Below are 21402 nucleotides of genomic sequence, written 5' to 3'. Positions count from 1 at the left end.
TGTCGGCCATCGCACCGGAGCTCTCGCGGAGAGCCGGCGTCGCTGCTCAGCGGAGTCGGCGAGCCTCATGAGGGCGGCCGGCCTTCGGCGTGGGCGTGCCGATCGCCGCCGAGGACTGCGGATCCGCCGGCGAGGCGGACGTGGTCGACGGTGCCGCCGTGGTCGTCGCCGAGCTGCTGGGTGCGGGACCGGGCGTACTGGTGCTCGGTGCTGGAGTCGTCGGCTCGGTCGACGGTTCGTGCGACGGTGGTGACGGCGAGTCGCTGCTGATGCCGCCGTCGTGAGTGGTGGCGGACGCGACTCCGGAGGTTTGCGGAGGCGGTGGCGTCGCCGGCGTGGCCGACTGGTGGACCGGTTGGTGGAAGGGGCGGTTCGTCCGGTCCGATTCGTGTGCTGCTCGAAGAGTCAAGTCTCTGTGCGGCTCGGACGACGGAGTTGTGCCGGGCGAGGCGGATGACCGTTGGCCGTGGAGGTTGTGCCCGCACGGAAGACTTCCGGCACCGCCCAGCTCCGGCATCGGGCGGCAAGACGGTTGGGGTGTCACGACCGCGTTGTTCGGCTGTTCCGCTCCGGCGGAGTCGTTCGGGCCGAAGGCTTCGACGAGTCCCGCGGCGGCGATGACGATGAGGCCGGCCGTGACCAGACCGGCAGGCCGGGCGAATCGGTGCCGCCGCGGCGCGGACGAATCCGCAGTCGGCCGGGTCCGGTACGGCTCGGTGTCGCCGAGCGGTGGGGTCAGCGTACGCAGGTCGGCCGCGACGTTCGCTGCGCTGGGCCGTTCGTTCGGATCTGGGAGGAGGCACCGGCGAACCAGTTCCCGCAGGGGCACCGGCGAGTCGGGAGCCAGCTGATGAAGGACGTCCGGGGCGACCGGTTGACCCTCGGGCCGGTGAAGTCGCTGCCCGGTCAAGCAGTGCACGATCAGCAGCCCGAGCGCATAGACGTCGGCGGCGGGTGTGGCGACCCGGTCCCGGATGCTTTCCGGTGGCAGGCAGCCGGGGGTGCCCCAGACATGGCCGCTGGTGTCGGCGAGGTCGTCGCCGACTTCCGTCGCCACACCGAAGTCGACGACCTTCACGCCGGCGCTGCCTTCCAGGATGTTCCCCGCTTTGACGTCGCGGTGGACCAGGCCGTGCGCGTGCGCGGCGGCTAGGGCGTCGGCCACCGAGGCGCACAGAGCCGCGGTACGCGGCCACGACATCGGACCATCGGCGAGCAGCGCCGCTACGCTGGCGCCGTCCACGAACTCGAGCACCAGGTAGGGCAGGGGGTTGCCGTCCGGGTCCTGCTCCTCGCCGTAGTCGTAGACCCGGGCGATGTGTGGATGGCTCAGCCTTCCGGCCGCTATCGCCTCGGCGAGGATGCGCCGTCGCACCCAGCCGTTGCCCGGCAGATGCGGATGCAGCACTTTGACCGCGACGGTGCGTTTCAGGATCATGTCGTCGGCCCGCCACACCACGGCCATGCCGCCGCGGCCCACGGGGTACCGCAGCCGATAGCGTCCACTGAGTGTCTTCACGCCGATTCTCCGGTCGTCGGTGCTCGTCTCTTTGCCCCCAAGCCTCACTCGGCGGCGATACCCCGTTGACCGCCGGGAAATCGACTCGGAAGCGGGTGGCGCGCGATGTCACGAAGTCTTCACGAGACCGCGTCCGGCTCGTTGTGATTCCCGGGCGGCTGTCATGGAATCGTCAAAGGACTGCGGGGCGTTCGCCACGGTCCCCGTCCACCATTGCCTCGGAGTCGGCGTCCGTTGACGGCGGGCGCCTGCCCTCGGGGAGGAGGGACGGCCGTGCAGCCGTTGCCAGACGATGATTTCTCTACGCAACATGACGGCTGGCCATGCAATCTGGAGGACCGCGATGCCCGCTTGGTGCTGGCGGCGGTGCTCGACCTGACCGACGACGCGCGGACCAGACACGAACCGGTTCGGGTGAGTGCGCAGAACGACGTCGTGATCCTGCTGGGAACCGTGGCGTCGTGGGAGGCCCGGGACGCAGCGGCCGCAGTGGCGCGGGGCACGCCCGGCGCTCGAGATCTCTGCAACGCCCTTCGGGTGGCCGACGATGCGGGCGACCGGGCGGATGTCGACGAGTTCGACCGCCTGGTCGCCACGATGGACCGCCCGCTCGCCGAGGATGAGATGCCGGCACGGCCGCTGCGCGGCCGTCGAGACCGCTGGACCGTCCCGGTGACGGCGTCCGCATGGGGTGCTCTGCCGTTGGCCATCGGCGCCGGCCACCTTCCCGCTCTGCCAGTCTTGCTGGTCGTGCTGGCAGTGACTTTCACAGTGTTCTCAATCAAGGCCCGCAGCTTGCTCCGCTGAGCTCCGCCGCCGACGGGACCGCACGCCGGTCCGGTGCCCAGCACCAGCCGTTCTCGTCCGGACCGCGACCCACGTTTACCTCGCAGCGGGCGGGGTACCGGCGCGCGATGGCCGAGTCTCTTCCGGAAGTCACGACGTCCCGCCGAGCCCGCACCGCGGGTCTGCTCAGCGCTACGGTCATCGCAGTGGTGGTCCTGCTGTGGGCCAAATGGCTTCCGTACGCCGGCAAGCTGCCGGGACTGGCCGGGAAGCACCTCTGGCCCGGCTCGAGCGTCCTGACCGCCGGTGATGTCCACCCGGGCGCCGCGCCGTCCTGGGCCGCGGCGGTCAGTTTCGCTTCGGCATATCTGAATGCCGTGTTGCGGGCCCTGGTGGCGGCCCTGATGATCGCGGCCGCGTTGCAGACCCTCGTACCGCGGCAGTGGCTGCTGCGGCTTCTGAACCGGCGCGGCCGCTTGTCCTCCGCCGTCGCGGGCGGCTTGGCCGGCACGCCGTCGATGATGTGTACCTGCTGCACGGCGCCGGTCGTGGTGAGCTTGAAGCGCAATGGGGTGTCGACTGCGGCCGCGGTCGCCTACTGGCTGGGTAATCCGCTGCTGAACCCTGCCGTGATCGTATTCCTGCTGCTGGTCGCTCCGTGGCAGTGGACGGCGGTGCGGCTGGTCGTCGGAGCGCTGATCGTGGTGGCCGGGGCGGTCGTGGTGGCGTGGCTCGCCGACGGCCGGCCGGATTCCGTGCCCGCGACACCGGCGGCCCACGAAGGTCCACCGCCGTCTCTTCGCCGCTATCTCGCCGCGCTGCTCCGCCTGGCATTGACGCTCGTACCGGAGTATGTCGTTGTCGTCCTGCTCATCGGCGCGTTCCGCGGATGGCTGTTCCCGTTCGACGGCCGCTTCGGCCCGGTCGCGGTGACCGTGATCGTCGCCGCCGTCGCCGGCACCGCGCTGGTCATCCCGACCGCGGGCGAGATTCCGATCCTGCAGGGTCTCGCGGTGGCCGGCCTGGCCACCGGCGCGGTGGGCGCGTTGCTGGTCACGCTGCCCGCGGTGAGCATCCCGGGGATGGTGCTGGTCTGGCGCACCCTGGGCCGCCGGGCCACGGTGGCGACCGCGGCCGTCGTCATGGCGGGCGGCCTGGTGGCGGCGGCCGCGCTGACTCTGCTCGCCCGGTAGCGATCGTGAAGCGGGCGTCACGACATCGACACAGGACCGTGTGGTTGCCGCTCTACCGTCGTGGCGGTTGTCCTGGCTACCGTCACGGCAGAACCTTCGGCCAACTTCGACCTCGGACGGGTGAGCTCGATGTCATCGCAACGACGGGCAGCCGTGCTGATCGCCACCGCGGTCCTGTCCTGTCTCCCGGCCGCAGCGGCCGGCTGCGCCTCCGCGAGCGCCCATGGTTCCCCTTCGCCGGCGACCTCCTCGGCCGGCCCGTCGGACACCGTGTCGCGCGCCGGCATCGGCGCGACGCTCACCGTCACCGCCACCGTCGAGCGGGTCATCACCGTGAACGCGTTCGTCGTCGGCGACGACGACCTTCCCGACCGGGGGCTTCTGGTGTTCGGGGTAGCCCGGCGGCCCCTGCGGCCCACCGATCTCGTAACCGTGCGGGGCACGGTCGAACAATTCCGCTTCAGCACGTTCGCCCCGCGTTTCGCGATGTCCGACGCCGGGCGTTACCAGCCGTTCGACGGTCACCGGGTGTTGATCGCCGAGGAGATCAGGTCGGACGCGTGATGGGTGTGCTCCGCAACGTGCTGATGCGACTCTGTCGAGTGTTGACAGTCCGGCCCGCGGAGGCCGCAGACAGTCCGGCGGTCACCGGACAGGACGTTGCACCGGCGGGGCCGACTACCCGGCCGGGCCGTCGGTGTACCCCGCCGGTGCCGGTATGGCTGGGGTGGCGGGTGTTCTCGACCCGGCTGCCGCGTCATCCCCTCACCCCGGTGCGGCCTCGCCGAGCGGTCAGGGTCGGCGGCTGCCGGCCCCGACGGTAGCCCTCCCGGAGAGCTTGCCCGGCGTGGCGTCCGCGCCGGCCATCCGCTGGGGCCCGACGCGGCGGTCGCCCCGGAAACGGTGGACGGTGCTCAGGCCTCGTCGAGATCACCGCGCTGCTGCAGGATGAACAGCAACGCCACCGCGGGAATGACGGCCAACAGCGCTGCCGCGGCCACGATCGTGAGCGCCCACAGGGTCGGTGCCGGAGCTGCGGCGGCCGCGATCGTCAGGTGCGTGCCGAGCAGGAACGGATATTGGGCGATGCCCCAACCGAGGACCACCGTTCCGGCCCGCGCCGACGGCCAACGCCTGCAGCAGGCGAGGCCCGCCCGGCGCACCAGCGCCAGACAGAGGACGCCACATGCGGCCGAGACCACCATCAAAGGGACTCCGCGGGTGGCCGGATGCCATCAGTTGGTGGCGCGTGCCTCCGTCCGGCACTGGTCGGCCAGCCGGTTCACGTCTTGTTGCGCGGTCTGAAGCCGGCCCAGTCCGTCGGCGAGCCGGGCGGCGTCGAGGTGCCGCAAGGCCTTGACCGTGTCGTCGACGGTGGACAGGGCGCGCCGGGCCCGTTCGAGTCCTTGCTCACAGCTCCGGGGAACGGTGATCGTCAGATCGCCCGGGGCGGTGGGCGAGGCGGTCGCCGTGGCGGACGGTGGACCCGTAGGCGCCGTGGCACCGTCCGTGCCTCCGCCTTTCGTGTTGAAAGCGCTGCCGCCCACCAACCCGACGCCGAAAGTCAGGGCGGGAACGATCCAGAACCACGGGCGCGGCCCGGAACTGCCGGTCGCCGTGGTCGGCCGGGAATCGGATGACGGCATGACGCACTCCTTCCGAACGGGTCCGATCGCCCTACCCGTCGGCGAGGTAGCGAAAGCGTATCGGGGTAGGCGGACCGCATGGCTGAACTGATTCGTCGCGCGGACGCGAGATGGCTGAACGTGGTCGACAGCGTCGTCCTGTTCTGGTTGGTGCTGTGGACAGCTGTCGGCTGCTGGGTGGGGTTCTCGTTGTGGCACCTGGCGGGCGTGGGGGACACCCTGGTGCAGTCGGGTCAGACTCTGGACACCGCGGGCCAGGCGCTGCAGCGGGTCGGCGACATTCCCCTGATCGGGCAGTGGCCCGACCGGCTCGGCGCGGAAGTGCGGGCCACCGCGGTGGAGATCATCGGCCGGGGGAGGGAGACCGCCCTCTACGGTCAGCGGCTGGCCGTACTGCTGGGCCTGACGGTCGGGCTGGTGGCGATCGTGCCGATCCTGGCGCCGTACCTGCCGGCGCGGATCACCCGGCGCCGGGAGGTCGCAGCGATCCGGCGCATGGCCGGCGATCCAAGTCGTCGCCCGCTGCTCGACTTCTACCTCGCCCATCGGGCGATGGGCTCCATGCCTCTGCATCGGCTGGAGCGGATGGCCGGTCATGCGGGCGCGCTCAGCGAGGAACGGCTGGCCGAGGCGGAACTCGGCCGCCTCGGCCTGCATCGATGAAGGTCGACGGTAGCCCACCGTCATCAAATCGCCACGAAGTCTCGGGAGTTCGGCCACACACGGCGGGCACGTGAGGCGAAAGATCCCACGTATTCGAGAGGACCACAGTGATGAAAGGAACGACGAGCGTTCTGCTGACCGGTCTGCTGGTCGCCGCGGCAACGGCTGGTTGCGGCGCCGACACGACTTCCGGCGCGCCGCCGGCCTCCACCACCGCGACAGCGGCCGGAAGCCCGCCACCTTCCAGCCCGGAGGCCTCCTCCGGTCCGACGGCGGCTCCCACCTCCTCGGCGCCGCCGTGCGTGGCGGGTGCGTGGCGAAGCACGGGTGTCAGCGGCCGGCTCGGCAGTGCCGCAGGCCGGATAGCCGGAGGCACCGGGACGACCATGACCGTGGGCGCGGACGGCACGACCGAGGTCGGCTTCACCGGCTCTCAACCGGTCTCCTTCTCGGCTCAAGCGGCAGGCCACACGATCCGGGGGCAGATCCAATACACCGGAAGTCTTCGAGCGGCAGTCCGCTTCCAACCCCGCGGCGCCGGTGCCGGGGCATGGCAGCCGCAGGACGACGCCCGGCAGAACGATCTGCGGGCCACCGTGAAGCTGAGCGAACCTTTCTCGGTGACGCTGCTGGACAACGCCAGCATCGGCACGTTGACCGGCAAGCAGGTCCCCGGCGCCGGGGACGCCCTGGACACCCTGCCGATCCTTCGCGGAGGCACGTACACCTGCTCCGGGAACACGCTGCGAGTGCGCACCGAACAGAACGGGCCCCAGCTCGACTGGACCTTCACCCGGGCTTCCTGAGCCCCCACCCGCCGGATGGTGCCCGTGACGTCTGCAAACCAGGAAGCCCCTGCCCGGCCGGCTCGGACGGGCGGCCTCGCCGACCGGTACGCGAGGGCGATCGTCCGGGCCCGGTGGGCCGTGGTCATCGCCTGGTTGTTGCTCGCCGCCGGCACCGTGCTGTACACCCCGCCCAGCACGGAGGCGGGACTCTCCGGTCTCGTGTCCCCGGACAGCCCGCCGGTGCAGACCGAGATCCAGTCCTTCGAGCGGTTCGGGTTCCCCCTGCTCAGCCGCGTGGCGGTCGTTCAGCGTGATCCGTCCGGGCTGTCCCCGCTGGTGCAAGCCGCGGCCGTGGCCCGCGCAGCGGCGACCACGCAGCAGCGGTACGACGATCTCGGTCCGATCCTCGGTGCCATCCCGGTCACCAACACCGGCGGTCTGTTCCCCGGGGCTCGCGAGAGCGGGACGACCATTATCACCTTGTTGTTCATGCCGCCGACGGTGGGACTCAACACCCAGTACGCGGCCGCCCAACGGTTCGTCGCCCACCACTTCGGTCCTCAGGACCACGTCGTGGGAGTGACCGGAACGATTCCGGCGCGGGTCGCCCAGGGGAAGGTGGTCAAGCGCTGGATCGAAACCGTGGAGCTGGCCACCCTGGGTGCGGTTCTGCTCGTGGTGGCCTTCGCTTTCCGCTCGGTGGTGGCCCCGCTCGTCGCGCTCGCCACCGCTGGGATCGCGGCCCAGGTCATGCTCGATCTGGTGGGCACGCTCGGCTGGTTGTTGAACGTGCCGGTGCCGACTGAGGTCGGACCGCTGCTGGTCGCTCTGTTGCTCGGCGTAGTCACCGACTATGTGGTGTTCTACCTCTTCGCGCTGCGTCGCCAGTTGGCCGCCGGCCACGACAGGCCGATGGCGGTCCGGCGCGCGACCCGGAACACCACCTCGATCGTGGCGGTCGCCGGATTGACCGTCGCGGCGGGCACGGGGGTGCTCCTCGTCGCCAAGTCGCAGCTGTTCCACGCCTTCGGCCCCGGAATGGCGCTGGCCGTCCTCGTCGGTCTGGCCGTGGCGGTGACGCTCGTCCCCGCCCTGCTCGCGATCCTCGGCCGGTACGCGTTCTGGCCGAGCCACCCGGACCAGCCGCTCGGCGCGAGGGCCTCGACGGTATCGGCCCGGCGCGACCGGCGTACCCGATGGCTGGTCCGCCGTAAGCCGGCGGCCGTTGTGCTCACCCTCGGCGTGCTCGGTCTCTGCCTGGCCGCGCTGCCGGTGCGGGGCCTGAGCCTGGGGCTCTCGTTCGTCCCCTCCCTGCCCGCGGAGGACCAGGTGCGCCAGGCCGCGGCCGCCGCCCGCGACGGCTTCGCCGACGGCATCGTCTCGCCCACCGTTTTGCTCGTACAGGGCGAGCACATCACCAGCAAGCGCACCGAGTTGTCCAAGCTGCAGCATCTGCTGGCCGGCCGGCCCGGCGTGGCCGGTGTGGTCGGCCCGGCCGATCAACCGATCCCCGACGCACTCGGCCTCGTGCTGTCCCGCGACGGATCGGCGGCACGCTACCTGCTCGTCCTCGACAAGCAGCCGCTGGGCGGCTCGGGCATCGATGTGATCTCCGCCCTCCAGGACGACCTGCCCGGTTTGCTGGCCGAGGCCGGACTGCCCGGGGCGCGGACCGGTCTCGCCGGGGACACCGTCCTGGCTGCCGGTATCGTCCGGCAGACGACCGCCGATCTTCGGCGCATCGTCGTGGCGACGCTTGCGGTCAATCTGCTGATGCTGGTGCTGTTCCTGCGGGCGCTTCCCGCACCGGCGTGCCTGCTGGCGCTGAATCTGCTCGCCCTCGGCGCGACGCTCGGCATAGCGACATTCCTGTTCGACACGGTCCTGGGACACGACGGGCTGACCTTCTATGTGCCGTTCGCCGTCGCGGTCCTGCTCGTCGCGCTCGGCTCGGACTACAACATCTTCACGGTCGGCCGGGTGTGGCGCGAGGCGCGCGAGCGGCCGATGCGCGAGGCGCTGATCGTCGCGATGCCCGGATCCGCCCGGGCGGTCGGCACCGCAGCCGTCGTTTTGGCCACCAGCTTCGGGCTGCTCGCCCTGGTGCCGCTGAGACCGTTCGCCGAGATCGCGTTCACGATGTCAATCGGTGTGCTCCTGGACGCGCTGCTGGTCCGGTCCCTGCTCATGCCGGCGCTACTCGCCCTGCTCGGCGACACCAGCGGGTGGCCGAGCAGGCGGCTGCGTCGCGCGACCGTCCCTGCCGGCCGGCACGACGCATCCGAACCGGGTGACCTCGCCGGCACCGCAAGCCCGGCGACCTGACCCGGCCGGTTTCCTCCGACGGCTCGGGACTCCGCCGTTCATATCGTGACAGTCGGATGACAGTACGACGTCCGGCGTTTCGGTCCGTCCGGCGCGGGCACGCCGAAACCGAGGCTTGCACCGCGGCGTCCAGCAAAGGGCGCCAGGGTCCTTCGGGCCGCCGGACGGGCGAGCCGGCCCGCCGCGCCCCGGCTTGATCGGGCCTGTCGCGGTGGTTCCCATCTCTCTGACCTGATCCGGCAGGTCTTGCCCCTGTCGGGCTGTCCTCCGGGGGGCGTCCGCGATGCTTCAGCACACCGTTGTCCTTTGCTCACCACCACCGGCGACCGGCGAGGAGGCCGATGCGGCCACCGCCGTACTGTTCCGCCGCCTGCACGACCCGTCGACCGGGGAACCAGATTGTCTCCACATCCGCAACGAGATCATCCGTATCAACTTGCCTTTCGTGGCCCGCCTCGCCGGCCGCTACCGGCAGCGTGGACAGCCGTCCGAGGATCTGCGTCAGGTCGCCGCTCTGGCTCTGGTGAAGGCGGTCGACGGCTTCGACCCGCGGCGAGGCAAACCGTTCTTCGGCTATCTGGTGCCGACCGTGCTCGGCGAGCTCAAGAAGCACTTCCGCGACCGGTGCTGGGGCCTGCACGTCTCGCGCCGTCTGCAGGAGGCTCATCTGGAGACCGCCCGGGCCGGCGTGGCCCTCGCTCAACGACTCGGACGCCCGCCGACCGACGCCGAACTGGGCCAGGCACTGGGCCGCACCGAGGAGGACGTGCGGACGGCTCGGGCCGCCGGCACGGCGTACGCGGTCGGCTCGCTGAACGCGACCGTCGGGGGCGACGACGACTCCGGGGAACGGATCGAACTGATCGGTGCCACCGATCCGGCTCTGGACTCGGCCAGCGACCGCCTGGCGGTGCGGGAGCTGCTGCGTCGGCTCCCGCACCGCGAGCAGTACGTCATCGCGCGCTACTTCTTCGGCGACGTCACCCAGGACGAGATCGCCCGGTCGCTCGGCATGTCCCAAATGAACGTGTCGCGATTGCTGCGTCGCGTTCTGCGCGAGCTTCGCGAAGGCCTCGTCGACGACGAGTCCGGAAGCGGGCGGACCGAGATGCCGCCGGCCGCCAGCGGAGCGGCGATCCGGGCCCACACGTCCGGTGCGAGCGCAACGGTGATCGGGGTCCGGGGCGACATGGAGGAGGCGGATGCGGCACGACTTCGTGAGGTCCTGGTCGACGCGGCCGTCCGGGACCGGCCGCGGCGGCTGATCGTCGACCTTCGGCACGTCGGCGCCGCGGGGGCCGCCACGGCGCGTGCCCTGGTCGACGGTTATCGGGCCGGCGGGCACAGCGGCACGGTCCTGCTTGCCGTCAACGTGCCCGGGCCGCTGCTGGCCCTGCTGCGACGGCTCGGCGTCGCCCGGCTGTTCTCGTGCAGTGGCCCGGTATCCCACGCGCCGGAATCGCCGGTGAACCCGGTTCCGGTCGGTCAACCTCGCGAGTCCCGTTGTCCGGAGCCGGCAACTGCTCGATCGGGAGATCCCCAGTGGACGGACGTCGACGGTAACCGCGATCTCGACTCAGCCCACCGCCGCGGTGGCCTGGTGACAGCGGTCGGTCGTGGCATCGAGCTGCCGGCGCGCCTTCTCCAGCTCGTCGAGCAGTCGCTGCAGTCGTCCGGTCTGCAGGTGGCGCACGGCGTCGACCGCTTCCTGAGCTGTGGACACGGCCGTCTTGGCCTGCTCAAGAGCTTGCCTGCAGCTGGCCGGAAGAACCACCCGCTGCGCCGGGGACGACGGGGTGGGATCGGCGGTGGCAGCGCCCCGACCGGCCGTTTCCGGACCGTAACCGGCGATGGTCATCAGCCCGGCACCCAGAAGGATGCCGAGCAGGAATGTCGTGGCCGGAATGGTCCACCACCAATGCGGGCGTCGCCCTGTCGCGGAGGACGGCGCCGCCGACTCGAGACTCGACATGATCGCTCCATGGCCGGCGGGTCGCGGCTCGGGCCGCGGTTGACTCCCGGAATCCATGCTTACCCACTGCGCGGCCGCCCATCAGACTGCCCGGCTCCCGGCGGGGTACGGACCGCGTCATCCCACGGAGGTGTGGTCGATGATCCCATTCTCTCCCGGACCGCCGGACGAACCCGTCCCGGGCGCAGCCGGCGCCACCGTCACCGACGACCGGCTTCTCCGGCGAGCGGCCGTCTGCCTGCTCGCAGTTCTCGGCCGGCGAGGATACGAAATCACCGTACGCGTGCAGAACGGTGTCGTGATGCTGTGCGGGTCCGTGGTCACCGAGGAGCTACGTCTGCTGGCGCACCGGATCGCGTGGTCGGTGCCGGACGTCCGCGACGTCAGCAACAGGTTGGTCGTCGACGCGAACCGGTGACGAGTTGTCGGTCAACGGCTGTCGAGCCCGCTGGTCATCGCCAGGAATGCACGTCGTCGGCAAGCATGATCTTGTGATCGGTGAATCGGTCGTACCGGCGGGGATCCTGAAGTCCGTACCTGTCGGCAAACCGATCGAATTCAAATCGATCAATCACTCCGGAAACCGTGACGAGGCTCGATTCCCGTACGCCTCCGGGCGGCCCGCCCAGGACCAGGAGTCCTCGGTCCGGCAGGTCGGCGTCGCCGATGACGAACGCGCGGAGTGCCAGGACCGATGTCACCGCGGCGGTCGTGGTGAGCCGGTCGCCGACTCGCCGCGCCGCGATCGTGTCCACGAGGACGCCGGACGGTCCCGGTGCCGACGGAAGGTGCGGAGACGGGGGTTCGGGCGAGGAGTGACAACCGGCCGTCGCCAGGCAGCCGATCAGCGCCATGAGGACGAACCGCCGACCTGAATCGGGGAAGCGTTGTTTATCATGCATCAGCGCCACCTCCGCATCCGCGTGTTGCGCCACCTGCCCTGATGATTGACCGCTTTCGCGGCCGCTACGCCTCAAGTTACGAGCTTGGCACGAGACCGTTGGGCGTTTGTGAAGAATCGGCCGACCGCCCGGTGGGCGACGGGGTCAGTAGACGGATGCGGCGGTCCGGGCGACGAGGCCGCCCGGGCCGCTGTCGCCGGGATCCCAGACACGTACGGACGGCAGTTCAGCCGGCGGTGGGAGCGTCGGCGCCGCGCAGACGGGCGTCCGGGCTCGGCTTGCGTCCGTTCGCGAACGTCACCTTCTCGAAGGAGGCGGTCCATCAGTCATCTCGACGTGGACGTCGAGAGCCGGGACGAACCGGCCGTCGACGGCGTCGGCCACGGCTACCTCGAGGTGCGAATTGGCGTCCTCGGCGTCCTCTCGCCAGACCAACCAGTCGTGCTCGAGGGCCTACATTCCCTCGGCCTCCTCGTTGACGAAGGCCACGAGGTATTCGCCGGCGGGGCGGACCGCTGCACCGTCCTCGTCCGCCATCGCCTGCAGCGCCTGGCCGTAGGCATCGCCCTGGCGCCGGGCGAGGGCAAGCTGCTCGTCGGTGGCCTCATCGCTGCCCTCCTGCGGCGGTGTGCTGGGTGGTGTCGTCACCATCTGTTCTCCTCGCCAAGAAGCGTCGGTCTTGCTCCCACATCCGCGTCGCCTACTCCCTGTTCCGCCACGCAGTAGCCGCGTCACGGCCGCCGGCGCGCGAAACCCGGGCCGGGCGATCCCGACTCGCTTGCGGGACCGCAAGACGGCGACGGGGCGTTCGGCCCGGGCCGACGAATCTCCCTGTGGCCGGCGTCGCCTGCGGTCCCCGGGAGGGGACACGGTGTGCGGCGGCCTGATCCGGGTACGCAAGCCGCCGGGTAAACGTGATCAACGGAGGGTGACATGTCGAACGAGACGCCGGACACGCCCGACCTGAGCGAGACCGAACTGCGGGAGATGAAGGTCGGTGAATTGCGGGATCGAGCCCGTGCGGAGGGCGTCCCCGCGCCGTCGGGCAAGCGCAAGGAGGAACTCGTCGACGCCATCTCGGAGGCGCACCGCTCGTCTGCGGACGAGCAACGGCAGCAGACCGGCGACGACGGGCCGGACGGCGGGCGCGCCCGCACCGGCGAGCAGACTTCGAAGTCCGTCAAGTATTCCCAGGAGGTGACGTCGACCGACGCGGAGCCGGAGCGGCCGGGGCGCAGCCTGGTCACGACGAGCCACGCGGTGATCCGCGAGTGGGCCGAGGAGCGTGGCGGCGTACCGGCCACGGTGGAGGGAACTGAACACGGCGACCACTTGGGAGTGCTGCGGTTCGACTTCGGCGGTGACGCCGACCGGTTGCGCCACGTCAGCTGGGAGGACTGGTTCGCGACGTTCGACGCCCGCCGACTGAACTTCCTGTACCAGCAGGAGCGCTCCGATGGCCGGCCGAGCACGTTCTTCCGGCTCGAGAGCCCGGACCGCGAGGACGCCTGATCCGGCTCGACACCATCATCAAGGAGATTTCATGTCAGGACTTGGCGTGCCGTGGCTGGTGTTGATCTTCATCGCCGCGGTGGCCGGCAATGTCGGCGTGGCGTCGGCAACATCCTCGGCGGCATCGCCATCCACACCGTCGTCCTGGTGGTTCTGGACGCCTTCGGCGTGCGCGGTGGCAAGCCGCTGACCTATCGCGCGGCGTCCCTGGTGCTGGTGCTGGGGGCAGGACTGGTTGTCGCCGTGCTCAGCGTGGTGGTCGCCGGGGCGCAACTCCCGACCTGGCTGATCACCCTGCGCCTGACACCCGGCCCGGTGTTGATCACACTGTTGTGGTCGGCGCCCTCCTGCTGCTGCGCCGCGCGGGCCGGTCGTTACCCTGGCACGAGTCGGGCGAAGCGCCGGACAATCAGGACCCGCCGCGCGGCCACAGTCGGCAGAACCGCGAGCAGGAAGCAACCCAGCACGGCACCAGCACCGGGAAGTCGGCGGCGATCTTCGGCGCGGCAGCATTGGTCACGCTGGTTGCGGGCGTGTTTCTCGAGCGAAGTGGCGACGCGATCGCCAGCCATATCGGTCTGTCCGGCGTGCTGTTCGGCGCCACTGTTCTCGCCGCCGCCACTTCGCTGCCCGAGGTCTCGACCGGCCTCGCTTCGGTCCGTAACGGCGACTATCAGCTGGCCATGAGCGACATCTTCGGCGGCAACGCGTTTCTGCCCGTGCTCTTCCTGGTGGCGACGTTGCTCTCCGGGAAGCCCGTGCTTCCGCAGGCGCAGATCACCGACATCTACCTCACCGCGGTCGCCGTTCTGCTCACCCTGGTCTACGCGGCTGGACTGTTGTTCCGTCCACAACGCCGGATCTCTACCTGGTCGCCGTGGCCGGATCGCGATCGCGAAGAGCTGACCGGGGCCGAGCCGTTCCGGTCGTGCCGCCCGAGGCGGCACGGTGTCGGTCCGGGCCCGCCGGGGTAGGGGGCCGGCATGACGGAGAAGAACGCGGATGAGTTGTGGGATCTCGAGCTCCGAGGCTGGGCGGCTCTCAGCGAGGGCCGAGGCCGGGAGTTCTATGGTGAGTTGCTCGCCGACAACGCCGTGGTGGTAGTGCCCGGCGCGGTGCTCGACCGGGAGCAGACGCTCACGTCCTGGGACGGCGTGCCTGCCTGGCAGTGGTACGACCTGGTAAGACGCCGCGTCGTGCACCTCGACGGCGCCGTGGCGCTGATCTACGACGTCACCGCACAGCGTGCCCTGGAGCCGCGCTACCGTGCGACTGTCTCCAGCATCTACTGCCTTCGGCCCGAGGGCCGGCGGCTCGTGATCCATCAGCAGACGCCGTCCGATTGACCGGAGCCCGGTCAAGAGGAACTCGCGGCGGGCTCGTCGTGGCCGCCGACGTCGCGCTGGATCTCTTCCAGGGACCGTCCTTTGGTCTCGGGCACCCGCCAGGCGAAGAAGGCGACGGCGGCCGCCGCCATGGCGGCGTACAGGACGAAGATGCCCTGCTGGGTGATGGCCCCGGCCAGGGTCAGGAAGGTCGCCGAGACGGCGAAGTTGGCGAGCCAGTTGGCGATCGTGGTGACGCTCATGGCCCGGCTGCGGAGCCGCTGCGGAAAGACCTCGCTGATCATGAGCCAGAAGACGGGGCCGAGGCCGATGGCGTAGCCGGCGATGAACAGCAGGAGACTGCCGAGGGCGAGCCAGGGCGCGTGGTCGCGCAGCGTGCCGAAGCCGAAGTAGGCGGCCAGCCCGAGGAGGGCGATGCCGGCGACGACGGTGCCGCTGATCAGCAGTGGCCGGCGTCCGACGCGGTCGAGCAGCAGGATCGCGGCGATGGTGAAGATGACGTTGGTCAGGCCGACCGTGAGAGTCTGGGTGATCGCGTTGCCGGCGCCCAGGCCGGTCTCCTGCAGGATGGTGGGCGCGTAGTAGATGACGGTGTTGACGCCGACGATCTGTTGGAAGACCGCCAGGCCGAGTCCGACGACCAGGAGCTTACGGACCGGAGAAGCGACCAGGTCGCGGATCGACGTCTGATTCGCCTCCTGGGAACTGGTGCGGATCTTGTCCAGTTCCTCGTCCGGATCGGTGTCGGTGCCCGACCGCAGAACGTGTAGTGCCTTACGGGCGTCGTCATCCTGTCCCTGCTCGAGCAGCCACCGGGGGGTGCGGGGCACGGTCAGCATGCCGACCGCGAGGGCAGCGCCCGGAACGACGGCGATGCCGAGCATCCAGCGCCAGTCCCCGGTGACTCCTTTGAAGGCGTAGTCGACCAGATAGGCCACTGCGATTCCGGTGGTGACGGCCAGTTGGTTGAAGGAGGTCAGTCCGCCGCGGGCTTTGGGCGGGGCGACTTCGGAGATGTACATGGGGCTGACGAACGAGGCGGTGCCGACGGCGAACCCGAGCAGTGCCCGGAACCCGATGAGCATCGGCGCGTTAACCGCGAAGGCGCAGCCGAGTGCCCCGATGACGTACACCGAGCCGGAGATCACTTTGGTGTACTTGCGGCCGATCCGGTCGGCCAGCCAGCCTGAGAGCAGCGCCCCGGCGGCGGCGCCGATGAGCAGGACCGAGACGATGGCTTCCTGCTCGAGCGGACCGGCGTGGAAGTCGCGTTTGATGTAGAGCAGGGCGCCGGAGATGATGCCGGTGTCGTAGCCGAACAGGAAGCCGCCGATCGCCGCGATGGCTGCTACCCGGGTGACGACCGCGTTGGTGCGTAGCTCGCGCAGGAACTCCAGCATGGGTCCGTCCCCCTCCGCTGCGGAAATAGACGGTTCCTGCCCCGGTGCTCGGACGTCAAACGCCCGGCCGAGCGGTGCTCGAGGGCCCCGGCACGCAACGGGTGCTGGGTTCGGCCCGCGGCACACTGGGCTGTACGGGGACGTTCACCGTGACCGATCCGGCCCGCTGGAAGCGGAAGGTGATCGGGACGGTGGTGCCGGCGAGCACCTGACGCTGGAGGTCGACGAGCCGCAGCCGATAGGCGTCGAACACCGGGACCGCGGAGGGGCCTGGTTCGTGCAGCGGAACGGCTGGCTGCAGAATCAGCTGACCGACGGTGGTGTAGCGCCCGTCGCAGTTGTCGTCCCATCGGATCTCGGTCTTGCCGGCGACCGGGCTGGTGACGGAGTCGAGCGTGTCGGGCTGGTCGGCCCCGTTGCGGAGCGTCAGCCAGACCACCGCGTCGGCACCGGCCGCATAGGTGGAATCCGGTGGCGCGTCGACGTGCACGCTGAGCAGCTGCACTGCGCCGGCGCGGGCGTTGGTGCCCAGCACGCCGGCGTGATAGCTGCTCGGGTTCGGATGAGAAGCGCATCCCGCCAGGGCGGCCGGGCCGAGAAGCCCGATGAAGGTGATCGTGATTCGTCGGTTATTCCTCATGACACTGGCCGTACCCGGTTTCTCAGGGCGTAGCGATCGGCGACTGCTAACTCGCGGCCCGCTGGGTACGCCAGCTTCGTCCTATCCTCACAGGAGGTGAGAAAGATGACTGAAACATCTCGTTTCGCGATGGCGAATCATCCTGATCTCATGGAGATGCAGGAGCGCTACGAGCGAGCATCGGCCAGTGGGCCGGCTGTGATCACCGACGGCCTGGTGCTGCTCGCCGGGCTGTGGCTGGCGATCTCGCCCTGGGTGATCCACTTCAACGTCACCGCCCCGGACGTGATGCTCAACGATCTCATCCTGGGCATCGCCGTCGCCGTGGTCGCCCTCGGGCTGACCCTGATGCCGGCCCGGATGGTCCGGCTGAGCTGGGCGACGGCGGCGATCGGCGCCTGGATCGTGGTGTCGCAGTGGGTGATCCAGCAGACGGACAGCAGTGTCGGCATCGTGCTCAACAACGTCATCACCGGTGGCGTGATCGCGTTGCTCGGCATCGCCGCCGCGGCGATTCTCACGGCCGGCTCTCGGGACCCGTCGGCCCGTCGCGGTCGCTGAATCACATCAGGAAGGTCCGCGACGGCTCGTCGTCGCGGACCTTCCGCGTGTCCGTCGCCAGTGATCGATGCAACACGGCAAGGAGTTTCGCCGTCGTCGAGGCGGGCAGGTCCCTCCCGAGCTTCCATCGCGGCGTCCAGAACCCGGCGCCCGGGCCGACGAAACCCACCTGACGACGGAGCTCGGACGTCCCGCTGAGCCCCGGGCGCAGGTCGCCCGGCGAGCCGCCGGATCGTCCCTTCCCGTTCTGATCCGCATGAGCGCCCCGCTAATGCAGCGGGCGCCGTTCGTGCTGTTGTGGCTTGGAGGCGGTAGTGGCATCTCAGCATGCTCGCGTCGCGGAGACGCGGGCCGCCGGGCCGGCCGTCACCCACCCGGTGGACGAGACCGAGCGGATCAGCGCGATGCTGCTCGCAGCGATGCACGACCCGTCCACCCCACCGCGGGACCGGCGCCGGATGAGAACAGAGGTCGTCGAGCGCAATCTGCCCTTCGCGACCCGGCTCGCCCGCCGCTATCGGCACCGCGGGCAGGACGACGACGACCTCGCCCAGGTCGCCGCCCTGGGCCTGATCAAGGCGGTGGACGGTTACGATCCCGCGCTGGGAAAACCGTTCTTCGGTTATCTCCTGCCGACCGTGCTGGGCGAGCTCCGGCGGCACTTCCGGGACAAGGGCTGGACGATGCACGTCGGCCGGCGTCTGCAGGAGCGACATCTGCAGGTCGCCGGCGCCACGACCGAGTTGACCCAGCGCCTGGGCCGTTCGCCGCGGACCGGCGAGGTTGCCGCCGTCCTGCGGTGGAGCGAGGACGAGGTCATCGAGGCGTGGGCGGCCGGAACCGCGTACGACGTCGGATCGCTCAACGCGAGCGTCGGCGGGGCGGACGACGGCGTCGAGCGCCAGGATCTCATCGTCGCCGACGACCCGGACCTCGCCTCCCTGTGCGACCGGCTGGCCCTGCGCGATCTGCTCGCCCGGCTGCCGGACCGCGATCTCCGCATCGTCACCCGGTATTTCTACGGCGGCGCGACCCAGGAGGAGATCGCCGGCGAACTCGGCATGTCGCAGATGAACGTCTCTCGACTGCTGCGACGAATCGTCCGCGACCTGCGCGCCGATCTCGACGGCCGGACCGTCGCGGCGCCGCCGGATGCCGACCGGTGCCCGGGGGTCATCGTTCACACCGGCCGGGCGGGAGCGCGGGTCGCGGTGAGCGGCGACCTCGACCGGAACGCTGCTCACGTCCTGCGCGACCACCTGGTGGACGCGGCAGTCCGGTGGGACGCCCCGCGGGTCGAGGTCGATCTGCGCGGCCTCGGATCGGCGGACACCCACGTCATCCGGGCACTGGTAGACGGCTACCGGGCCGCGGGACACGCCGGGGCGACGTTCCTGGTGACGGGAGTTCCGGACACCTTCTTCCGGCTGTTACGCCGTCTGGGGGTCACCCGCCTGTTCCCCTGCTGCCCGGCTGAAATCGCCGATGTCGCGCCGCCGGCGGCCCACGCTCACCGTTCGGCGGGTGCCGACGTCTCGATGATGGAGGTCGATTGCCGTGGCGAGAAGCGGTCCGGACGCGGGCGCCGACACGCCGACACTCCGTGCCCGGCGCCGTCTGCGGCAGGCGCTGCGCGAGTTCGCGGCCGTGCCCCTGCTGGTGATCTCCTTATTTCTGGCGCTCGCGATCGGATCCATCCTGATCGACCAGAGCCACGCCGGATCGCTGAAGGGAATGCGGCACGGCTTGGAGCACTTCGTCGGTCAGCAGGCAGCCACCAATACCTTGCAGGCGATCGCCACCGGGCTGGTGACCGTCACCTCGATCACCTTCTCGGTACTCCTGCTCGCCGTCCAGCAGACCGCCAGCACCCTGTCCCCGGTCGTCTTCGACCAGTTCATGCGACGCCGGTCCAATCAGGCCTTCTTCGGCTTCTTCCTGGGCCTGACGCTCTATGCGTACGTGGTGCTGGTGGCGGTGCAGAGCGACACGCCACCGGTTCTCGGCGCGGCTCTGGCGACCCTGCTCACCGCCGGAGCGCTGGCCTGCCTGCTCGCCCTCGTCTATTCGACCGTCAGTCAGATGCGACCGGAGAACGTGCTGCGCCAGATCCACGACCGCGCAATGGCCGGACGATCCCGCGAGGCCGAGATCATCTGTCGCACCCGCCGTACGGAGCGGAGCGTTCACCCGGTTTCGGCGAGCTACCGGGCGAAGACCACCGGATACGTGGTAGGTATCGATCTGTCGCGGCTCACCGACGCGCTGCGGCAGATCCCCAGCGCGGAGATCCAGCTCTGGGTTCCGCTCGGACACCCGGTGGCCTTCGGCGACCGGATAGCCACCGTCCGCGACGACGATCCCGAGGACGCGCGCCGCCTCGCCGACGAGGTTCGTGCGGCGGTCCTGATCGGCCCAGAGCCCGACGTGGGCAGCGAAGCCGGCACCGGCATCGCGGAGATCGGCAACATCGCCTGGACGAGCGCGTCGACCGCCAAGCAGAACCCGGAGATCGCGCGGCGGGCGCTGCATGTCCTTCGCGACCTGGTGGGACGCCTGATCGACGAGGCGCCGCCGGGATCCGGCGACGTGCCTCTGGCGATCGTCTACCCGGACACCGACCTCGACCAGGCCCTCGACGTGCTGTACGCGATCCTCGGCGCGGCCCATGAATCCCAGCAGCACATGACGGCTGCGGCCGTCCTGGACACCTACCGCGACCTGCTGGAGCGCACGAGCGGGCCCGTGCAGCGGCGGCTGCGCTCGGACCTCGCGGAGGCCCGTCGGCTGGCCGGTGAGATGCCGCCCGCTCCAATCCTTCGCACTCGTCGCCGATGGCTGCGGGAGTTCGGATCCACCGCCGACGAGCCCACCACCTCGGCCAGCCGTTTGCCGCCTCGCCAGACGGCTAAGGAGCTGCCAAAACACTAGGGGAGGACGAGACATGAAGATCGCCGGCCCGGCCGCGTGCGCGGCCATGGTGGCTGTCCTTGCCGGGGGTTGCACGCACCAGACGGCGTCCGAGACCGGGGCGCCGGCAGGCTCCTCGAACCCCACGGCTACGGCGGCCGACCCGATCGTCGACGTCGTCGCCCGCCTCGAGCCCTCAGTGGTCACCATCCAGACCAGCGAAGGCCTGGGTAGTGGCGTGGTCTATCGCAGTGACGGGGTGCTCGTCACCAACGCCCACGTCGTCGGCACCGCAAAACAGGTGCAGGTCTCGTTCGCGGACGGCACGAAGGTGCCCGGTCAGGTCACCGGTTCCGACGATCTCACCGACCTAGCGGTGGTCAAGGTGCAGCGCAGCGGCCTGCCGGCCGTGACCGTACGACCCGACCTGCCCAGTGCCGGCGAGACTGCCCTGGCCATCGGCAGCCCACTGGGCTTCGAGAACACCGTCACCGAGGGCATCATCTCCGGCGTCAGCCGGCAGATCCCCGCCTCGACCACCGGCGGCCGGCCCCTGGTCGACCTGATCCAGACCGACGCCGCTATCTCCCCGGGTAACTCCGGCGGTGCGCTGATCGACCGGCAGGGGCGCCTGGTCGGCCTCAACGAGGCGTACATCCCGCCGTCCGCGGGTGCCGTCTCGATCGGCTTCGCCATCCCCGCCAGCACTGTCACGGACGTCGCCGGCCAGTTGCTGCGAAACGGCACGGTGGCTCATCCGTTCCTGGGTGTCACGCTGACGACGCTGACCGCTCAGGTCGCGCAGGAACTGGGAATGAAAGTGACCTCGGGGGCGCTGGTCCGGCAGGTCCAGTCCGGGAGCCCGGCGGCGACCGCCGGGGTGCAGTCCGGAGACGTGATCGTGTCCTTCAACGGCAGCCCGGTGCAATCGGTGGGCGACGTTTATGCCGCGTTGCGCAAGGCCAAGCCGGGCGACAAGGTGTCCGTGGGGGTCAATCGGGGCGGGAAGGTCTCCACGGTCTCCGTCACCCTCGGCACGCTGTCCCGATAGTCGCCCAAGAAATGTGGCGAGCGAGGTTTGGCCCGGCCTCGGCGGGGCACTCGGGCCCCGGCTACTCGCACGCGGCGTCGATACGACGGCGCCTCGGGTTCGACGAACCCACCTGACGGGCGAGCAGGAGAGAGCCGGCGGGGCCGGCTCGGCAGTCATTGCGATCTTCTGCATGGCGCGGCCCTTGC

General features: G+C 70.2%; 22 protein-coding genes and 2 pseudogenes. 15 read left to right on the top strand and 9 right to left on the bottom strand.

The genetic code is table 11. The features are described from left to right. Nucleotides 1-46: 46 nt before the first annotated feature. Nucleotides 47-1519 (bottom strand): serine/threonine-protein kinase, encoded by a 1473-nt coding sequence (locus AB0M88_RS05080; protein WP_364095552.1) that lies wholly within the window; start codon nt 1517-1519, stop codon nt 47-49. Between the two features lie 273 nt (nt 1520-1792). Between AB0M88_RS05080 and AB0M88_RS05075 the strand changes: the two genes are divergently transcribed. From AB0M88_RS05075 to AB0M88_RS05065, 3 genes are all read left to right on the top strand, one after another. Continuing rightward, nucleotides 1793-2326, top strand: a complete 534-nt coding sequence (locus AB0M88_RS05075) for a BON domain-containing protein (protein ID WP_364095549.1) — start codon at nt 1793-1795, stop codon at nt 2324-2326. A 107-nt stretch (nt 2327-2433) separates the two neighbouring features. Next, on the top strand, nt 2434-3498 hold the full coding sequence (locus tag AB0M88_RS05070) for a permease (protein WP_364095546.1): 1065 nt from the start codon (nt 2434-2436) through the stop codon (nt 3496-3498). A gap of 129 nt (nt 3499-3627) precedes the next feature. Further along, nucleotides 3628-4062 (top strand): hypothetical protein, encoded by a 435-nt coding sequence (locus AB0M88_RS05065; RefSeq protein ID WP_364095543.1) that lies wholly within the window; start codon nt 3628-3630, stop codon nt 4060-4062. Nucleotides 4063-4412: 350 nt separating this feature from the next. Here AB0M88_RS05065 and AB0M88_RS05060 read toward each other — a convergent pair whose 3' ends face one another. Beyond that, nucleotides 4413-4703, bottom strand: a complete 291-nt coding sequence (locus AB0M88_RS05060) for a hypothetical protein (RefSeq protein WP_364095540.1) — start codon at nt 4701-4703, stop codon at nt 4413-4415. Nucleotides 4704-4733: 30 nt separating this feature from the next. Then, the gene (locus tag AB0M88_RS05055; RefSeq protein ID WP_364095538.1) at nt 4734-5144 is read right to left on the bottom strand and encodes a hypothetical protein; all 411 of its coding nucleotides are present in this window, start codon (nt 5142-5144) and stop codon (nt 4734-4736) included. A gap of 78 nt (nt 5145-5222) precedes the next feature. Between AB0M88_RS05055 and AB0M88_RS05050 the strand changes: the two genes are divergently transcribed. The 4 genes and pseudogenes from AB0M88_RS05050 to AB0M88_RS05035 all read left to right on the top strand — a co-directional run. Beyond that, the gene (locus AB0M88_RS05050) at nt 5223-5807 is read left to right on the top strand and encodes a hypothetical protein (RefSeq protein WP_364095535.1); all 585 of its coding nucleotides are present in this window, start codon (nt 5223-5225) and stop codon (nt 5805-5807) included. 110 nt (nt 5808-5917) lie between these two features. Continuing rightward, nucleotides 5918-6613, top strand: coding sequence for a hypothetical protein (locus AB0M88_RS05045; RefSeq protein ID WP_364095532.1), 696 nt, complete (start codon nt 5918-5920; stop codon nt 6611-6613). Between the two features lie 24 nt (nt 6614-6637). Further along, complete coding sequence (locus AB0M88_RS05040) at nt 6638-8920, top strand: MMPL family transporter (protein WP_364095530.1); 2283 nt, start codon at nt 6638-6640, stop codon at nt 8918-8920. 283 nt (nt 8921-9203) lie between these two features. Then, a pseudogene (locus tag AB0M88_RS05035) lies at nt 9204-10289 on the top strand (sigma-70 family RNA polymerase sigma factor); the annotation flags it as partial. Nucleotides 10290-10496: 207 nt separating this feature from the next. On the opposite strand, the gene AB0M88_RS05030 reads toward AB0M88_RS05035, so the two are convergent. Continuing rightward, the gene (locus tag AB0M88_RS05030) at nt 10497-10892 is read right to left on the bottom strand and encodes a hypothetical protein (protein ID WP_364095527.1); all 396 of its coding nucleotides are present in this window, start codon (nt 10890-10892) and stop codon (nt 10497-10499) included. 139 nt (nt 10893-11031) lie between these two features. On the opposite strand from AB0M88_RS05030, the gene AB0M88_RS05025 reads away from it, so the two are divergent. Then, nucleotides 11032-11310 (top strand): BON domain-containing protein, encoded by a 279-nt coding sequence (locus tag AB0M88_RS05025; protein WP_364095524.1) that lies wholly within the window; start codon nt 11032-11034, stop codon nt 11308-11310. Between the two features lie 34 nt (nt 11311-11344). Here AB0M88_RS05025 and AB0M88_RS05020 read toward each other — a convergent pair whose 3' ends face one another. Continuing rightward, nucleotides 11345-11827: a hypothetical protein gene (locus AB0M88_RS05020; protein ID WP_364095522.1), complete on the bottom strand. Its 483-nt coding sequence runs from the start codon at nt 11825-11827 to the stop codon at nt 11345-11347. A gap of 420 nt (nt 11828-12247) precedes the next feature. After that, nucleotides 12248-12445, bottom strand: a complete 198-nt coding sequence (locus AB0M88_RS05015; RefSeq protein WP_364095520.1) for a hypothetical protein — start codon at nt 12443-12445, stop codon at nt 12248-12250. 282 nt (nt 12446-12727) lie between these two features. Between AB0M88_RS05015 and AB0M88_RS05010 the strand changes: the two genes are divergently transcribed. Then, entirely contained in the window at nt 12728-13306 is a 579-nt protein-coding gene (locus AB0M88_RS05010) for a Rho termination factor N-terminal domain-containing protein (protein WP_364095517.1), read from the top strand. Between the two features lie 18 nt (nt 13307-13324). Here the strand turns inward: AB0M88_RS05010 and AB0M88_RS05005 are convergent, their stop codons facing one another. Next, the gene (locus tag AB0M88_RS05005; RefSeq protein ID WP_364095514.1) at nt 13325-13579 is read right to left on the bottom strand and encodes a hypothetical protein; all 255 of its coding nucleotides are present in this window, start codon (nt 13577-13579) and stop codon (nt 13325-13327) included. A gap of 59 nt (nt 13580-13638) precedes the next feature. Between AB0M88_RS05005 and AB0M88_RS05000 the strand changes: the two genes are divergently transcribed. Beyond that, nucleotides 13639-14280, top strand: a complete 642-nt coding sequence (locus AB0M88_RS05000) for a sodium/calcium exchanger protein (protein WP_364095511.1) — start codon at nt 13639-13641, stop codon at nt 14278-14280. A 9-nt stretch (nt 14281-14289) separates the two neighbouring features. Continuing rightward, on the top strand, nt 14290-14652 hold the full coding sequence (locus AB0M88_RS04995; RefSeq protein WP_364095509.1) for a hypothetical protein: 363 nt from the start codon (nt 14290-14292) through the stop codon (nt 14650-14652). 11 nt (nt 14653-14663) lie between these two features. On the opposite strand, the gene AB0M88_RS04990 is transcribed toward AB0M88_RS04995, so the two are convergent. Beyond that, nucleotides 14664-16052, bottom strand: coding sequence for a sugar porter family MFS transporter (locus AB0M88_RS04990; protein WP_364095506.1), 1389 nt, complete (start codon nt 16050-16052; stop codon nt 14664-14666). Between the two features lie 55 nt (nt 16053-16107). Next, nucleotides 16108-16692, bottom strand: coding sequence for a copper chaperone PCu(A)C (locus AB0M88_RS04985; protein ID WP_364095503.1), 585 nt, complete (start codon nt 16690-16692; stop codon nt 16108-16110). Between the two features lie 105 nt (nt 16693-16797). Between AB0M88_RS04985 and AB0M88_RS04980 the strand changes: the two genes are divergently transcribed. The 4 genes and pseudogenes from AB0M88_RS04980 to AB0M88_RS04965 all read left to right on the top strand — a co-directional run bounded on the left by AB0M88_RS04980 (nt 16798) and on the right by AB0M88_RS04965 (nt 21214). After that, on the top strand, nt 16798-17253 hold the full coding sequence (locus tag AB0M88_RS04980) for an SPW repeat protein (protein ID WP_364095500.1): 456 nt from the start codon (nt 16798-16800) through the stop codon (nt 17251-17253). Between the two features lie 404 nt (nt 17254-17657). Next, a pseudogene (locus AB0M88_RS04975) lies at nt 17658-18713 on the top strand (SigB/SigF/SigG family RNA polymerase sigma factor); the annotation flags it as partial. Nucleotides 18714-18810: 97 nt separating this feature from the next. Further along, nucleotides 18811-20184, top strand: coding sequence for a DUF2254 family protein (locus AB0M88_RS04970; protein ID WP_364095498.1), 1374 nt, complete (start codon nt 18811-18813; stop codon nt 20182-20184). Nucleotides 20185-20197: 13 nt separating this feature from the next. Continuing rightward, a complete protein-coding gene (locus AB0M88_RS04965; protein WP_364095495.1) occupies nt 20198-21214 on the top strand; it encodes a trypsin-like peptidase domain-containing protein in 1017 nt (338 codons plus the stop codon). The last annotated feature ends 188 nt before the right edge of the window (nt 21215-21402 follow it).

It is taken from the genome of Actinoplanes sp. NPDC051411 (assembly GCF_040682075.1).
Lineage (GTDB): Bacteria > Actinomycetota > Actinomycetes > Mycobacteriales > Micromonosporaceae > Actinoplanes.
This window is presented reverse-complemented; position numbering and strand designations above follow the sequence as displayed.

Coding starts and splice junctions, on each gene's coding strand:
- AB0M88_RS05070 (WP_364095546.1), top strand. CDS start 2,434: ATGGCCGAGTCTCTTCCGGAAGTCACGACGTCCCGCCGAGCCCGCACC.
- AB0M88_RS05055 (WP_364095538.1), bottom strand. CDS start 5,144: ATGCCGTCATCCGATTCCCGGCCGACCACGGCGACCGGCAGTTCCGGG.
- AB0M88_RS04995 (WP_364095509.1), top strand. CDS start 14,290: ATGACGGAGAAGAACGCGGATGAGTTGTGGGATCTCGAGCTCCGAGGC.
- AB0M88_RS05065 (WP_364095543.1), top strand. CDS start 3,628: ATGTCATCGCAACGACGGGCAGCCGTGCTGATCGCCACCGCGGTCCTG.
- AB0M88_RS05015 (WP_364095520.1), bottom strand. CDS start 12,445: ATGGTGACGACACCACCCAGCACACCGCCGCAGGAGGGCAGCGATGAG.
- AB0M88_RS04965 (WP_364095495.1), top strand. CDS start 20,198: ATGAAGATCGCCGGCCCGGCCGCGTGCGCGGCCATGGTGGCTGTCCTT.
- AB0M88_RS05025 (WP_364095524.1), top strand. CDS start 11,032: ATGATCCCATTCTCTCCCGGACCGCCGGACGAACCCGTCCCGGGCGCA.
- AB0M88_RS05045 (WP_364095532.1), top strand. CDS start 5,918: ATGAAAGGAACGACGAGCGTTCTGCTGACCGGTCTGCTGGTCGCCGCG.
- AB0M88_RS05030 (WP_364095527.1), bottom strand. CDS start 10,892: ATGTCGAGTCTCGAGTCGGCGGCGCCGTCCTCCGCGACAGGGCGACGC.
- AB0M88_RS05060 (WP_364095540.1), bottom strand. CDS start 4,703: ATGGTGGTCTCGGCCGCATGTGGCGTCCTCTGTCTGGCGCTGGTGCGC.
- AB0M88_RS05010 (WP_364095517.1), top strand. CDS start 12,728: ATGTCGAACGAGACGCCGGACACGCCCGACCTGAGCGAGACCGAACTG.
- AB0M88_RS04990 (WP_364095506.1), bottom strand. CDS start 16,052: ATGCTGGAGTTCCTGCGCGAGCTACGCACCAACGCGGTCGTCACCCGG.
- AB0M88_RS04985 (WP_364095503.1), bottom strand. CDS start 16,692: ATGAGGAATAACCGACGAATCACGATCACCTTCATCGGGCTTCTCGGC.
- AB0M88_RS05050 (WP_364095535.1), top strand. CDS start 5,223: ATGGCTGAACTGATTCGTCGCGCGGACGCGAGATGGCTGAACGTGGTC.
- AB0M88_RS04980 (WP_364095500.1), top strand. CDS start 16,798: ATGACTGAAACATCTCGTTTCGCGATGGCGAATCATCCTGATCTCATG.